The sequence below is a fragment of the Paracoccus sp. FO-3 genome (genome assembly GCF_006386455.1).
Classification (GTDB): domain Bacteria; phylum Pseudomonadota; class Alphaproteobacteria; order Rhodobacterales; family Rhodobacteraceae; genus Paracoccus; species Paracoccus versutus.
Genome location: NZ_VCBQ01000046.1, coordinates 1 through 13,163, shown reverse-complemented (window position 1 = coordinate 13,163; position 13,163 = coordinate 1). Strand labels below are relative to the sequence as shown.

At 65.0% G+C, this 13,163-nt stretch carries 14 protein-coding genes and 1 tRNA gene; 10 read left to right on the top strand and 5 right to left on the bottom strand.

All coding sequences use genetic code 11. From position 1 onward, the window contains the following. Positions 1 to 6: 6 nt before the first annotated feature. Complete coding sequence (locus FE811_RS14040; RefSeq protein WP_116222247.1) at positions 7 to 1,179, bottom strand: NAD(P)/FAD-dependent oxidoreductase; 1,173 nt, start codon at positions 1,177 to 1,179, stop codon at positions 7 to 9. Positions 1,180 to 1,361: 182 nt separating this feature from the next. Here FE811_RS14040 and ileS point away from each other — a divergent pair, with 182 nt between their 5' ends. Continuing rightward, the gene (ileS, locus tag FE811_RS14035; protein WP_116222246.1) at positions 1,362 to 4,292 is read left to right on the top strand and encodes an isoleucine--tRNA ligase; all 2,931 of its coding nucleotides are present in this window, start codon (positions 1,362 to 1,364) and stop codon (positions 4,290 to 4,292) included. A gap of 56 nt (positions 4,293 to 4,348) precedes the next feature. On the opposite strand, the gene FE811_RS14030 is transcribed toward ileS, so the two are convergent. After that, positions 4,349 to 5,563 (bottom strand): hypothetical protein, encoded by a 1,215-nt coding sequence (locus FE811_RS14030; protein WP_116222245.1) that lies wholly within the window; start codon positions 5,561 to 5,563, stop codon positions 4,349 to 4,351. Positions 5,564 to 6,273: 710 nt separating this feature from the next. Here FE811_RS14030 and FE811_RS14025 point away from each other — a divergent pair. The 5 genes from FE811_RS14025 (at position 6,274) to FE811_RS14005 (ending at position 10,247) form a co-directional block, all read left to right on the top strand. Then, a complete protein-coding gene (locus FE811_RS14025; RefSeq protein WP_116222244.1) occupies positions 6,274 to 6,474 on the top strand; it encodes a CsbD family protein in 201 nt (66 codons plus the stop codon). Between the two features lie 209 nt (positions 6,475 to 6,683). Further along, positions 6,684 to 9,101 (top strand): endopeptidase La, encoded by a 2,418-nt coding sequence (gene lon / locus FE811_RS14020; protein ID WP_036758095.1) that lies wholly within the window; start codon positions 6,684 to 6,686, stop codon positions 9,099 to 9,101. Between the two features lie 71 nt (positions 9,102 to 9,172). Continuing rightward, on the top strand, positions 9,173 to 9,466 hold the full coding sequence (locus tag FE811_RS14015) for an HU family DNA-binding protein (protein ID WP_072462018.1): 294 nt from the start codon (positions 9,173 to 9,175) through the stop codon (positions 9,464 to 9,466). 56 nt (positions 9,467 to 9,522) lie between these two features. Further along, positions 9,523 to 9,597, top strand: a tRNA-Val gene (locus FE811_RS14010). A gap of 269 nt (positions 9,598 to 9,866) precedes the next feature. Further along, positions 9,867 to 10,247: a DUF6180 family protein gene (locus tag FE811_RS14005; RefSeq protein WP_140847951.1), complete on the top strand. Its 381-nt coding sequence runs from the start codon at positions 9,867 to 9,869 to the stop codon at positions 10,245 to 10,247. Between the two features lie 66 nt (positions 10,248 to 10,313). Here FE811_RS14005 and FE811_RS27485 read toward each other — a convergent pair whose 3' ends face one another. From FE811_RS27485 to FE811_RS13995, 3 genes are all read right to left on the bottom strand, one after another. Then, positions 10,314 to 10,463, bottom strand: a complete 150-nt coding sequence (locus tag FE811_RS27485; RefSeq protein ID WP_166435543.1) for a hypothetical protein — start codon at positions 10,461 to 10,463, stop codon at positions 10,314 to 10,316. Positions 10,464 to 10,657: 194 nt separating this feature from the next. Then, complete coding sequence (locus FE811_RS14000; protein WP_140847948.1) at positions 10,658 to 11,218, bottom strand: hypothetical protein; 561 nt, start codon at positions 11,216 to 11,218, stop codon at positions 10,658 to 10,660. A 57-nt stretch (positions 11,219 to 11,275) separates the two neighbouring features. After that, positions 11,276 to 11,617 carry a helix-turn-helix transcriptional regulator gene (locus tag FE811_RS13995; RefSeq protein ID WP_140847945.1) on the bottom strand — a complete coding sequence of 114 codons (342 nt, stop codon included), beginning with the start codon at positions 11,615 to 11,617 and terminating at the stop codon, positions 11,276 to 11,278. A 99-nt stretch (positions 11,618 to 11,716) separates the two neighbouring features. On the opposite strand from FE811_RS13995, the gene FE811_RS13990 reads away from it, so the two are divergent. The 4 genes from FE811_RS13990 (at position 11,717) to FE811_RS13980 (ending at position 13,162) form a co-directional block, all read left to right on the top strand. Continuing rightward, on the top strand, positions 11,717 to 12,004 hold the full coding sequence (locus FE811_RS13990; protein WP_140847942.1) for a hypothetical protein: 288 nt from the start codon (positions 11,717 to 11,719) through the stop codon (positions 12,002 to 12,004). Next, positions 11,976 to 12,497, top strand: coding sequence for a hypothetical protein (locus tag FE811_RS13985; protein WP_140847939.1), 522 nt, complete (start codon positions 11,976 to 11,978; stop codon positions 12,495 to 12,497). Before FE811_RS13990 ends, FE811_RS13985 begins: the two co-directional genes overlap by 29 nt. Continuing rightward, positions 12,494 to 12,634 (top strand): hypothetical protein, encoded by a 141-nt coding sequence (locus FE811_RS27480; RefSeq protein ID WP_181180869.1) that lies wholly within the window; start codon positions 12,494 to 12,496, stop codon positions 12,632 to 12,634. Before FE811_RS13985 ends, FE811_RS27480 begins: the two co-directional genes overlap by 4 nt. Before the next feature lie 105 nt (positions 12,635 to 12,739). Continuing rightward, a complete protein-coding gene (locus tag FE811_RS13980; RefSeq protein ID WP_140847936.1) occupies positions 12,740 to 13,162 on the top strand; it encodes a hypothetical protein in 423 nt (140 codons plus the stop codon). The last annotated feature ends 1 nt before the right edge of the window (position 13,163 follow it).

The window sequence follows — 13,163 nt, the reverse complement described above, 5'->3', positions numbered from 1 at the left end:
AGCCTGTCACGGATCGCGCGTGCCCGAAAGCGGCGGGATCATGGTGCCGGCGACCAGATGCGTCAGCCCGCGCCGCAGCAGCGGCAGGGTCGAAAGCGGCGCCAGGACCAGGTCGCGCAACCAGGGCAGGCTGCGGCTGCCCGACTGATACATCGGCGTGAAGGCCGCGCTCATCGCCTGGTAGATGCGCACATGCCAGCGGCGCATGGCGGCGTAATCCGGCAGGGCTTCCGCCAGCGGGCGGCGCAGCGCATGGGCCAGCGCAAAGGCGTCGAGCAGCGCCATGTTCGCCCCCTGCCCCAGCTGCGGGCTGGCGCGATGGGCGGCATCGCCGATATGGACCAGGCCCGGCGCAAAGGGCCGGCGCAGGGTGCCGTGGCTGTAGCGCGCCGGCGTCATCTGCGCATGGTCGCGGATGGTTTCCAGGAAGGGCGCCATCTGCGGCCAGAGCACGGCGACCTGGGCGCGCCAATCCGCGACCGGGGTCTGCGGCCAACGGTCCAGCTCGGCCAGCGGCATGGACCAGAAGACGGCCGCGCGCGGCGTCGGGTCGCCGGGCAGGCAGCCGATCGGCAGCACGCCGGCCATGCGGCTGGCGGCGCGGTAGCGCTGGCGCAGCTGGTCGCGGGGGAAATCCGTCTCGGGCCAGGGCACCGTGCCCCAGATCGCGCCATAGCCCAGCGGCCGCGCCCGTAGCGGCGACAACCGCGAGCCGGCACCGCTGGCATCGACGACAAGGTCGAAGGGGCCGAAATCGCGCCCATCCGCCAGCGCAAGGCGCCGTCCCGCCCCGTCCGGCGGCGCCGCGGCGATCTCGGCCCCGGTCACCACCGGCAGGCCGAGCGCGGCGACCCGGTCCCAGAGCAGCCCGAACAGCGTGGCGCGATGGATGCCGCGGCCCGGCGCGGCGGCGGGATAGGAGACGTCCAGCACCTTGCGGCCCCGCGCCTCGTGCCCGAGCATCCGGGCGATGGGGCTGGAGAGGCGGCGGGTCTCCTCGCCCGCGCCGATCCGGTCCAGCACGGCCAGCCCGACCGGCTGGACCACCAGGCCCGAGCCCAGCGGGCGCGGCGCGGCAAAGCGCTCGAACAGGGTGACGGCATGGCCCTCGCGGGCCAGAAGCGCGGCAGAGGCCAGGCCGCCGATCCCGGCGCCGGCGATGGCGATCCTGTAGCTCATGGCCGCTTGCTGCCCGAGCCGGGCCGCGGGTGCAAGCCGCGCTTGCAGGGTTCGGGGCGGTTTCCTATAACCCGCGCATGTTCAGCAGGGCGCGGATATTCCGAATTATTCGCCCGGCGGCGTAGGGAGCCCTCGCCGCCGGGTCATGCATGCCTGCCCTGCCACCGAAGGATTCCCGCCAGATGAGCGACACCACGACCGAGACCCAGGCCGCGACCGATTACCGCGACACCGTCTTCCTGCCCCAGACCGATTTCCCGATGCGCGCCGGCCTGCCGCAGCGCGAGCCCGAATGGCTGGCCCGCTGGGAGCGCATCGGCATCTACGACCGGCTGCGCGAGAGGGCGGCGGGGCGCGCGCCCTTCATCCTGCACGACGGCCCGCCCTATGCGAACGGCAACCTGCATATCGGCCACGCGCTGAACAAGACCATCAAGGACATCATCGTGCGCAGCCACCAGATGATGGGCCGCGATGCGCGCTACGTGCCGGGCTGGGACTGCCACGGCCTGCCGATCGAATGGAAGATCGAGGAGAAATACCGCAAGGAAGGCCGCGACAAGGACGCGGTCGACGTGGTCGAGTTCCGCCAGGAATGCCGCCGCTTTGCCGAGCATTGGGTCGATGTCCAGCGCGAGGAGTTCAAGCGGCTGGGCATCACCGGCAAATGGGACGATCCCTACCTGACCATGGACCATCACGCCGAGGCGGTGATCGCGGCCGAGTTCATGAAGCTGCTGATGAACGGCTCGCTCTACCAGGGCTCGAAGCCGGTGATGTGGTCGCCGGTCGAAAAGACCGCGCTGGCCGAGGCCGAGGTCGAGTATCACGACCATACCAGCCACACCATCTGGGTGCGGTTCCCGGTGGAATCGTCGCAGGGTATTTGGGCAACGGAGAAACCCGCCAGCGTGGTGATCTGGACCACCACCCCCTGGACCATTCCGCAGAACCGGGCGGTGGCCTATAATCCGGGCGTCGCCTACGGGCTTTATCGCGTGGGCGCGGTGGCCGAGAATGCGACGGCGAAAAGCGGCGAGTTGCTGGTGCTGGCCGATGCGCTGGCCGAAAGCGTGCGCGCTGCGGCCAAGGTCGAGGAATGGGAGCGGGTCCGCGACGTGACCGCGGCCGACCTGGAGGGGCTGGTGCTGGCCCATCCCCTGCGCGGCGTCGAGGGCGGTGCGGGCGAATGGGACTATGACGTGCCCATGCTGCCGGGCGAGCATGTGACCGAGGATGCCGGCACCGGCTTCGTCCATACCGCCCCCAGCCATGGCGACGACGACTATCAGCTTGGGCTGCGCTTCAAGCTGCCGATGACCTATAACGTCGAGCCGGACGGCTCCTATCGCGCCGACCTGCCGCTGTTCGGCGGCCAGGCGATCATCGGTGCGGACGGCAAGGAAGGCCCGGCCAATGTCAGCGTCATCAAGCAGCTGGCCTGGGCCGGCGCGCTGCTGGCCAAGGGCAAGATCAAGCATTCCTATCCGCACAGCTGGCGGTCCAAGGCGCCGCTGATCTATCGCAACACGCCGCAATGGTTCGCGGCCATCGACCATGCGCTGGCCGACGGCATGGGCGAATATGGCGACACCATCCGCACGCGGGCGCTGACCTCGATCGACAGGCTAGTGAAATGGTGGCCGCAATCGGGCCGCAACCGCATCCATGCCATGGTCGAGAACCGGCCCGACTGGGTGCTGTCGCGCCAGCGCGCCTGGGGCGTGCCGCTGACCTGTTTCGTGAAGAAGGGCGCAAAGCCCGGCGACCCGGAGTTCCTGCTGCGCGACCAGCGGGTGAACGACCGCGTCATCGAAGCCTTCGAACGGGACGGCGCCGATGCCTGGTATCGCCCCGGCTTTGCCGCCGAGGTGCTGGAGGGCGTGGCCGATCCGGCGGATTACGATCAGGTGATGGACGTGCTGGACGTCTGGTTCGACAGCGGCTCGACCCATGCCTTCGTGCTGCGCGACCGCGCCGACGGGGCGCCGGACGGCATCGCCGACGTCTACCTGGAAGGCACCGACCAGCATCGCGGCTGGTTCCAGTCCTCGCTCTTGCAGGCCTGCGCGACCAGGGGCCGGGCGCCCTATCGCAACGTGGTCACGCACGGCTTCACGCTGGACGAGAAGGGCATGAAGATGTCCAAGTCGCTCGGCAATACCATCGTGCCGGCCGAGGTCATCAAGCAATACGGCGCCGACATCCTGCGGCTCTGGGTGGCGCAGACCGACTATACCGCCGACCAGCGCATCGGCCCCGAGATCCTCAAGGGCACCGCCGACAGCTATCGCCGGCTGCGCAACACGCTGCGCTTCGTCCTGGGCAACCTGGCCGGATTCGACGAGGCCGAGCGGGTCGAGGCGGCCGAGATGCCGGAACTGGAGCAATGGGTGCTGCACCGGCTGGCGCAGATCGACCAGCAGCTGCGCAAGGGCTATGACGGCTTCGATTTCCAGGGCGTGTTCCAGACCGTGTTCCAGTTCGCCACCGTGGACCTCTCGGCCTTCTATTTCGACATCCGCAAGGACGCGCTTTATTGCGACGCGCCCGATGCGCTGCGCCGGCGGGCGGCGCGCACGGTGCTGGACCTGCTGTTCCACCGGCTCGTCACCTGGCTGGCGCCGATCCTGCCCTTCACCATGGAGGATGTCTGGCTGAGCCGTTTCCCCTCCGAGGATGACAGCGTGCATCTGCGGGACTTCCCCGTCACCCCGGCGGAGTGGCTGAACGCATCGCTGGCGGCGAAATGGGACACCATCCGCCGCATCCGCCGCACCGTGACCGCCGCGCTGGAGATCAAGCGCACGGACAAGGTGATCGGCGCCAGCCTGGAAGCCGCGCCGGTGGTGCATGTCGAGGAGCCCGAGGATCTGAAGGCGCTGAAATCGGTGGATTTCGCCGATATCTGCATCACCTCGGACCTGAGCCTGACCGCCGATCCGGCGCCGGGCGAGGCGTTCCGGCTGTCGGACGTGCCCGGCATCGGCGTGGTCTTCGAGGCCGCGGAGGGCGAGAAATGCCAGCGCTGCTGGAAGATCCTGCCCGATGTCGGCAGCCACCGCCATCCGGGCACCTGCGCCCGCTGCGATGCGGTGCTGGCCAAGGGGTGACGGTCCCGCCGATGGTTCCCGGCAGCGCCCTGCCGGCCGGGAACCGTCGCTCGCGGCTAGCGCAGCCAGAGGCCGGCCTTCTTCAGGATTTGCCGCGTGCGGCCTTCGTTCAGCGGCATGCGGCGGTCGAACATGGGGCGGATGCGGTCCCGGCCGGTTCCCTCCAGCACGATCTGCCGCGAGGGCGCCCATGCCTCGGCCAGCGGGGCCAGCCGCGGATCGCGCAGCAGCGTCTCGACCGTCTCGACGGCAAGGTCGCTTTCCCTGGCATAAAGCAGCGGCAGGTCGCGATAGTGACAGGTCACGTCGCCGTCGAGCCCGGCGAGGCCGGGGCCCGGCCGCCCGCCGCCAAGCGCGTGGATCACCAGCGGAAGCGCCACCTGGTCCAGCAGCACGTCCAGCTTCTGGCTGGCCAGCGCCTCGCCGGGATCCTCGCGGATCGCCAGCGCCCAGTCCAGGAAGCGGCGGCCGAATTCCTGCGGGTCGGCGCCGAAGAACCAGCCGGCGTTGAAATACAGGTAACGCTCCCAATGCTCGTCGGGCTGGCTGGTGTCCAGCGAGCTTTCGTAATCCAGCCCGAAACGGTCATAGAGCGACTTCCAGATCGCGCCATAGCCCGGACCGTAAAGCGGCGGCTCGGGCCATGTCGCGCTGCGGCGCATCGAGGCCGAGGGGCGCGAGAAGTCGAAGGGCAGCCGGTCCAGCGGCCCGGTCACCAGCGTATCGCTGTCGAAGAAGACGAAGGGCTCGCCGGGCGGCAGCACCGACAGCGCCTCGATCTTGTTGCCGAAGGGATAGCTGGCGCCGAAATGCCGGGCGGTAAAGGGCAGGATCTCGGCCCCGAAATCCAGCAGCGCCAGGCGGATCGGGGCCGGTATCTTGGTCCGCTCGCCGCTCCAGGCGCCCTCGGCGGCGGGCTCTGCGACGATCAGCCGGCCGCGCCAGTCGGGGGCGTGGTGGCGCAGGCTGGCGGCGAACAGCGCCGCCTCCATGCTCAGGCGGATGTCCTGGCCGATCAGCAGGATATTGAAGGGGCCGGCCTGCACCGGCGCGGGGGCCTTGGCCGCGGCTTTGCCCTTGGCCTTTGCCTTTGCCCTGGTTCCGGCCTTGGCCTTGGCTGCCGGCTTTTTGCGCTGTTCTGCGCGTTCGGCATGGCGCGACTGGCGCTGCGCTTCGCGCTCGGCACGGTTGGCGGCCTGCTGAGCGGCCCGCTTGGTCGTCGGGGGCGTGTCCGCCCGGTCCTTGTCTTTGTTCTTGCCCACGTTACACATACCCATCTTGCGAATCTTTACCGCGACGGGTTTAGCAACAGGAGGGGGTTTCGTTCCAGAGGCGAATTCGTCTTTTCCCACTCAACCACCATGCGATGCGGTGGGGAAAGAATAGGGAACGGAAACACCCTTGAATTGCATCAAATGCGGAAATTCGTCGGAAACCTCACCAAAAAGGCAGGTTCCCGCTCAACGGCTTTCATTGCAGGGTGACTTCAGCCGTTGAACGATTTCCACTTTTACAGGTACGGCAAGACCGGGTGAGACGTGGGCACCGTGCTCATCCGGTCGCTCTTTATTCGAATTTGACATTCTACCCGAGACTTGTCGATCATTTCGATAAAACCATGGCGCTTTTCCGCCGATGCTCTTGTGCTGGTTTATTGAATCGCGCGCCCTGCAACCGCACCGGCCAAGGATTTTTCGCGCCCCTCGGCCGGGATCCGGTACCGCCTTGCAGTTGAAATGACGGAATTTGGCTCGCCCATCGTCGGCCGGCAGTCCCTACCCGTTGCCCAAGGCGAGTTTCCGCCATTTCCCGGCCGGACATTTTCCCTTTCCAGATCAGCCCGTTTTCCCGGAATCCGGCGGCGGCACAGCAGGGAGGCGGCGAATCCTGCGGCAGATTTCCGGCCGCATGCGGGAACCTCCTGCACGGAACGGTCGTTCAATTCCCACATGCAAACTCAATCCGCTCGAAAGGAGTGCCGATGAACTGGGATATCATCGAAGGCAAATGGAACCAGCTCAAGGGCAGCGTCAGGGAAAAATGGGGCGACCTGACCGATGACGAACTGACCGAGATGGCGGGCAGGAAGGACAAGCTTGCCGGCAAGCTGCAGGAGAAATACGGCTGGACCAAGGAAAAGGCCGAAGAGCAGATCGACCACTTCTTCCGCGACAAGGTCTGACCCCGCTTTCACCCAGGTCCGACGACCCTCGGGGCCTCCGGTTCGCGCCGGGGGCCCTTTTCTTGCCACGGCCCGGCGGGATCAAGAACAAAATGCGAACAAATCCCCCATTGAACCTCTTGCGCGGGCTTCCTATCTTGTCTGCCAGCAGGGGGCGCAGACTGCCTGTCTTTAGGGGTTGCGCCTCTTGGCGAGAAAGGACTGATTCCATGAACGAATTCGCCCAAACCACCCATCCGGTCCTGCCCTTGCGGGACATCGTGGTGTTTCCGCACATGATCGTGCCGCTGTTCGTCGGGCGCGAAAAATCGGTGCGGGCGCTCGAGGCCGTGATGGAGCAGGACCGCCCGATCCTTCTCGCAGCCCAGAAGGATGCCGCGGTCGACGAGCCCGCCGCCGAGGGGATCTTCCGCACCGGCGTTCTGGCCAATGTGCTGCAGTTGCTGAAACTTCCCGACGGGACCGTCAAGGTTCTGGTCGAAGGGCGCGAGCGCGTCACCATCACCGATTTCGTGCCGAACGACGCCTATTTCGAGGCCCGCTGCGAGATGCTGCCCGAAGAGCCGGGCGACGAGGAAACGCTGGCCGCCCTGACCCGCGCCGTCGCCGAGGAGTTCGAGCGCTACGTGAAAGTGCGCAAGAACATCCCCGAAGAGGTCGTCTCGGCCGTAGCCGAGGCCCGCGATGCGGCGCGCCTGGCCGACCTGGTCAGCGGCCATCTGGGCATCGCGCTGGACAAGAAGCAGGAACTGCTGGAAACGCTGGTGACTGCCGAGCGGCTGGAAAAGGTCTATGGCCTGATGCAGGGCGAGATGTCGGTCCTGCAGGTCGAGAAGAAGATCAAGTCCCGCGTCAAGACGCAGATGGAGAAGACCCAGCGCGAATACTACCTGAATGAGCAGATGAAGGCCATTCAGAAGGAGCTGGGCGACGGCGAGGACGGCTCGAACGAGATCACCGAACTGGAAGAAAAGATCGCCGCGACCAAGTTCAGCAAGGAGGCCCGCGAAAAGGCGGAAGCCGAGCTGAAGAAGCTGAAGTCGATGTCGCCGATGTCGGCCGAGGCCACGGTCAGCCGCAACTATCTCGACTGGCTGCTGGCGCTGCCCTGGGGCGTGAAATCGCGCATCCGCAAGGATCTCGGCAAGGCCGAGGAGGTGCTGGACGCCGATCACTACGGCCTGGAAAAGGTCAAGGAGCGGATCGTCGAATACCTGGCGGTGCAGAACCGCTCGGCCAAGCTCAAGGGGCCGATCCTGTGCCTCGTCGGGCCTCCGGGCGTCGGCAAGACCTCGCTGGGCCGTTCGGTGGCCCGCGCCACGGGGCGCGAGTTCATCCGCATCAGCCTTGGCGGGGTGCGCGACGAATCCGAGATCCGCGGCCACCGCCGGACCTATATCGGCTCGATGCCCGGCAAGATCATCCAGGCGCTGAAGAAGGCCAAGACTACGAACCCGCTGATCCTGCTCGACGAGATCGACAAGATGGGCCAGGATTTCCGCGGTGACCCGGCCAGCGCGATGCTGGAGGTGCTGGACCCCGAACAGAACGCGACTTTCGTGGACCACTATCTCGAGGTGGAATACGACCTGTCGAACGTGATGTTCGTGACCACGGCCAACAGCTACAACATGCCGGGGCCCCTGCTCGACCGGATGGAGATCATCCCTCTGGCCGGCTATACCGAGGACGAGAAGCGCGAGATCGCGCGCCAGCACCTGCTGCCCAAGCAGATCAAGGCGAACGGGCTGCGCAAGGGCGAGTTCTCGGTCAGCGACGAGGCGCTGACCCATGTGATCCGCTACTACACCCGCGAGGCGGGCGTGCGGTCGCTGGAGCGCGAGATCGCCAAGCTGGCCCGCAAGGCGGTGACCGAGATCCTCAAGGGCAAGGTCAAGTCGGTCGAGGTGACGCCCGAAAAGGCCGAGGAATACCTGGGCGTGCGCCGCTATCGCTATGGCCTGGCCGAAAGGGACGACCAGGTCGGCGTGGTGACGGGCCTGGCCTGGACCCAGGTCGGCGGCGACCTGCTGCAGATCGAGGCGCTGAAGCTGCCCGGCAAGGGCCGGATGAAGACGACCGGCAAGCTGGGCGAGGTGATGAAGGAATCGATCGACGCCGCATCCTCCTTCGTCCGCTCGATCAGCCCCGAGCTGGGGGTGAAGCCGCCGAAGTTCGAGAAGGTGGACATCCACGTCCACGTCCCCGAAGGCGCGACGCCCAAGGACGGACCCTCGGCGGGCATCGCCATGGTGACCTCGATCGTGTCGGTGCTGACGCAGATCCCGGTCCGCAAGGACGTGGCCATGACCGGCGAGGTCACGCTGCGCGGCAACGTGCTGGCCATCGGCGGGCTCAAGGAAAAGCTGCTGGCGGCGCTGCGCGGCGGCATCAAGACCGTGCTGATCCCGGCCGATAACGAAAAGGATCTGGCCGAGATCCCGGCCAACGTCAAGGAAGGGCTCAGGATCATCCCGGTCAGCCATGTGCGCGAGGTGTTGCAGCAGGCGCTGGTGCGGATGCCCGAGCCCATCGAATGGGACGAGGCCGCCGAGGAAGCGGCCGAGGCCAGCCGGCTGGCCGCGACCCGTGACCAGGGCAGTGGCGGCGCGGCGGTCGCCCATTGACACAAGCAACCGCGCGGGCCATCCCGCGCGGTTTTTTCTTGACCGAGGCTCCATCAGAAAGGAGTTCGCTCATGGCAAGATCGGAGGGAAAACCGAAAAGGGAAAGCACAGCCGAGCCTGAGCCGGCAAGGGTTCTGCAAAAGCGGCAGCTGCTGGCCCAGGTCGCGCGGCGGACCGGCCTGCGCAACAGCGAGGTCAAGGCCGTCGTCGAGGCCACCCTGGCCGAACTGGACGAGGCGATTGCGGCGGGCATGACGCTGGCGCTGCCGCCCTTGGGCCGGGCGCGGATCAGCCGGCGCAACGACAGATCGGGCGGCGAGGTCATCACCCTGCGCCTGCGCCGCCGCGCCGCCGGCGAGGCATGATTTTTCGTCCAAAGCCTCTTGCAGCCCGCCGCGGCTGCGGCTATCTAGCGCGCATCGGGCGATTAGCTCAGCGGTAGAGCGCTTCGTTCACATCGAAGATGTCAGCGGTTCAAATCCGTTATCGCCCACCATGATTCCAAAGGCGCTAAGGCAGGTTTAACAACCCCTTAGCGCCTTTCTCATACCCCTTCCGACATCTTGCCACCCTTTCCGAAGTTGTCAGCGGTCACCGCGCGGTCACCGGAATTCGGGCCACCGTGTCATGGGGCCGCCCGGCGCGGTGCCTACCATCCTTCACCGGTGCGTTTCCGCCTATATCCTTCACCGGCTGGTATTCATCCTTCAAGGTTTCGCTCCCGATGCATTAGCATGAGCCCTATTGGACGATGGAGATTTCCCGATGACACGTTTCGCTCTGCTTTTCGGCGCCTGCGGTTTGATTGTCCTGGCGACTCCCTCAGTGGCGCAGGGCACCGATTTCAATGTGACCTATCATGTCGAGCGCACCCCCGCCGCGCAACTGAGCATCGAGACCTGCGGCAAGGCCGTCGTAGAGATCGCCACGAAAGCCGGGCTGCACACCGCAACCCAGAGCTATCCGGGCCAACTCGTGACCGTCAGCGGCGGCGCCGAGGGTAGCGGCGCTTTCATCGCGCAGTGTATCGCTGTCGATGACAAAACGGTCAGCGTCGTGCAAGGTATCGATTATCGCCCGCACAAAGGCGCCTTGGGCGAATTCGCCGATCAGGCCTTCGCGGCGGTGAAGGCGGCTGTACAATAGCCGGTCTCCGTGTTGGCTCGCGGTGCAACCGCCTTACAGGATTCGGATGCATTGCGGTTTCTTCTGTTACAGGGAAACGAATAGGTTGAGCCGCAGCACCGCCTCGCGCCCTTCCCTGGCCGATACCAGGGCGGTTACAAACTCCTCGAGGCTGTGCTCTTCGAGCTTTTCCTTGCCGCCCTCGATCTGCCATTCGATCAATTGCGGCATCGCCATGGTCACGGTGCCTCAGACCGCATTGTCCTTAGATCGTGTCATTGTGACAAATCCCTGCCATTACCAGGAAATCAATAGCTTATCCAAGGATCGGCGCGCAAAAGGGACCGAAGCGCTTTTCCGGCCAAATGTTGTCACTGAAACACAATGGCGGGGCGCGGCATGTTTCCCCCGCTCATACGGAACCGGCCTTCTCAGCCGTTGCGCCGGGGCGCGGTGCCGTGGAAAACCGCGCCGAACTTGTGGTCCTCGCTGATGATGCCATTGTCGGCGAACAGCGTGTTCAGGGCCTGAACGTCCGCGACCGTCCGCTTGTTGTCGAGCAGCACAGTCAGCTTGAGGCTATCCATCGTCTTGGCGAACCAGTCGCCGTTGTTGTTCGGGTGCCCGTCCTCGGCGTATTGGCGCTTGTAGGACGGGTCGACTACTGAGCCGCCCTTCCGGTCCTCGTCCTCGTCGTAGCCCTCGCTGGGATCGATGCCCAGTTCTGCTGCGTAGTCGACGATTTCGGCCAGATCGGCGGGCTTCGGCGGCACTGAGGCGAAGATCGTTTCCCCGTCGCCAGCGAGGGGCCACAGGTGTTCCTCGCTGGCCGTGACCCAGAAGCCTTCGTCCGTGCGTTCCAGCGCCAGCGCCGGGTATTCCGCGCGGATCAGCGCATCGAAGATTGCAGCATCCAGCGCCACGGGCGCGTGTTCGTCGGTCCAGCGGGCTTCGCCCTTGACCCCGACCCAGAGGTCCCCGTCAGTTCCCATCGTGACGCCGTTTTCCTCGGCGCGTTTCGCGGTTGCGTGGTGCAGTCGAAAGCTGCCTCACGCCTCGGCCAGCGCCCGCAACTGGCTAAGAGCGATCCTGGCGCGCTCGTCGCTGAGCCCCCTGATGATGGCCGTGGCCTCGGCATCCAGCTTCAATCGGTTCGGGCTCTTGTTCTCGGTCGCCCCATCATCTGGAAAGAACTCCCGGATGGGCACCTCCAGCGCAGCGGCAATGGCAATGAGCGTGTCAAGCGCCGGAAGCGACTTGGCGCGCTCGATGTTGGAGATGGCTTCCGAGGTGCGGCCGATGGCCTCCGCCAGCCCGGCCTGACGCAAGCCGCGTTGCTTGCGAAAGGTCCGCACCTGCCCGGCAATGAAGTGTTTGAGCGCTTCGGTCATGAAACCGGAGTAGGCTTCATGGATTGACAGATTAAATCGTGCGTGGTTTGAATTTTGTAGAAATATGAAGTGCGGTTTAAATTTGTGGAAAGATTAGAGATGAAGGCGAAGAACTGGCTTGGAATGGGTTGCTCGCTGGTGCTGCTCGGTTGTGCCGCGGCCCCGGCACAGCAGGCAGGGCCGCATCCCTCGATCTGGCCCTGCTCGACGGTGCATCAGGAGCTTCAGCGACAGGAAGCGACCAACCGACAGGGCAAGGAGGCCCAGAACACCGTGACTTGGATTCCGGTCGTCGGTATCGCCGGCTTTGCCATCCAGCCAGATCGCACGCGTGAGACACATCTGCAGACCCGAGCCTATGAATGCAAGCGGCGGGCTGGGCTATGATCCCAAATCGCTTGGCATTGTCATGAATATGCAGCCTCAAGACATGATGCAGAGCTTTCGTACAGGGTTGCTCGGCGTCACGGCGGCTATGTTCATTGCGGGCAATCCAGCAGCATCCGAAGATCTTCATGCCCAGGCAATGCATCGTGCGCCTTACGTCATGGATCATGCTTGCGCGCTGATCGATATGCTGCGTGTTCAGAAGATAGATGGGCAATGGGTGGGGAGACGGTCGCTATGGCGGGGCGAGTTACCTGCTTCCGGTCCCATTTCGAGATTTTTGACAAGGTATTATGGCTTTTCCGACGCAATCGCCTTCCGTCACCATATGACGCAATTCGATATCGCTGCCAAGCATTGGAGTGTTATTGGCGCTTTGGACCCAGACATGCTCGGTTCCGAGGAGATAATACAGGAAATCGACACTGTTTTGATCCAGATTCTTGAGGGGTCGGAACGTGATCCATGGGAAATTTGCGGGCAGAATAAATGAGCAACGATAGCTTTCGCCTTGTCATAGCCATCTCCGCCGTCCTGATAACGCTCGGCTATTTGGCTTCGGTAGATGCCCAGCTCATGGGCATGGTAGTCATTCTGGAAATGATTGCGGGTCTTGGCTGGCTCTTCTGACGCGGCGTCCATTGGGCTTGGCGGAAATGGGGTCATTGGGACTGAGGGAAGCGCCCCAGCATACAGGCGCGGCAGCAGGAGCAGGCTGGAAAGGAACGATGCAGCATGGCAAATCGGGAGGACAAGCCGAATCCCACAGGATTTGAAGCGTTCAAGGCCGCGGTGGAGGGACGGGAGGCCCGTCTCACGGCAGCGCGGGCGATATGGCAGCATCGGGTCCGGGATTGCCTGCTCCGTCTCTTTGCCGATCTCGGGCAGTTGCAGCACGGACCAAGCCAAGACGAACTTACGGGGTGTGTGCTGGAGGTGATGGCGGAGCAAAGTAGCGATCCCGACTTTCTGGCGTTGGTCGCCCCCTTCGCGCGCGGACTGCCCGCCGCCTATCGGAAGCGCGTGGAGGACAGGCGATCGGTCGAAGCGTTCGACGAAAGGCAAGAAACGATCAGAGCGGGAAAACCCCCTCCGCTTGAGCCGTTGCCGCTCGCCTCAGAACCAGTTGCCGGGGTGAGAATGGCGGTGCGAAATTAGT

What these genes read in the sequence shown, in the direction of transcription:
- FE811_RS14040 (WP_116222247.1), bottom strand. Translation starts at nt 1,179, where the DNA reads ATGAGCTACAGGATCGCCATCGCCGGCGCCGGGATCGGCGGCCTGGCC.
- ileS (WP_116222246.1), top strand. Translation starts at nt 1,362, where the DNA reads ATGAGCGACACCACGACCGAGACCCAGGCCGCGACCGATTACCGCGAC.
- FE811_RS14030 (WP_116222245.1), bottom strand. Translation starts at nt 5,563, where the DNA reads ATGTGTAACGTGGGCAAGAACAAAGACAAGGACCGGGCGGACACGCCC.
- FE811_RS14025 (WP_116222244.1), top strand. Translation starts at nt 6,274, where the DNA reads ATGAACTGGGATATCATCGAAGGCAAATGGAACCAGCTCAAGGGCAGC.
- lon (WP_036758095.1), top strand. Translation starts at nt 6,684, where the DNA reads ATGAACGAATTCGCCCAAACCACCCATCCGGTCCTGCCCTTGCGGGAC.
- FE811_RS14015 (WP_072462018.1), top strand. Translation starts at nt 9,173, where the DNA reads ATGGCAAGATCGGAGGGAAAACCGAAAAGGGAAAGCACAGCCGAGCCT.
- FE811_RS14005 (WP_140847951.1), top strand. Translation starts at nt 9,867, where the DNA reads ATGACACGTTTCGCTCTGCTTTTCGGCGCCTGCGGTTTGATTGTCCTG.
- FE811_RS27485 (WP_166435543.1), bottom strand. Translation starts at nt 10,463, where the DNA reads ATGGCGATGCCGCAATTGATCGAATGGCAGATCGAGGGCGGCAAGGAA.
- FE811_RS14000 (WP_140847948.1), bottom strand. Translation starts at nt 11,218, where the DNA reads ATGGGAACTGACGGGGACCTCTGGGTCGGGGTCAAGGGCGAAGCCCGC.
- FE811_RS13995 (WP_140847945.1), bottom strand. Translation starts at nt 11,617, where the DNA reads ATGACCGAAGCGCTCAAACACTTCATTGCCGGGCAGGTGCGGACCTTT.
- FE811_RS13990 (WP_140847942.1), top strand. Translation starts at nt 11,717, where the DNA reads ATGAAGGCGAAGAACTGGCTTGGAATGGGTTGCTCGCTGGTGCTGCTC.
- FE811_RS13985 (WP_140847939.1), top strand. Translation starts at nt 11,976, where the DNA reads ATGAATGCAAGCGGCGGGCTGGGCTATGATCCCAAATCGCTTGGCATT.
- FE811_RS27480 (WP_181180869.1), top strand. Translation starts at nt 12,494, where the DNA reads ATGAGCAACGATAGCTTTCGCCTTGTCATAGCCATCTCCGCCGTCCTG.
- FE811_RS13980 (WP_140847936.1), top strand. Translation starts at nt 12,740, where the DNA reads ATGGCAAATCGGGAGGACAAGCCGAATCCCACAGGATTTGAAGCGTTC.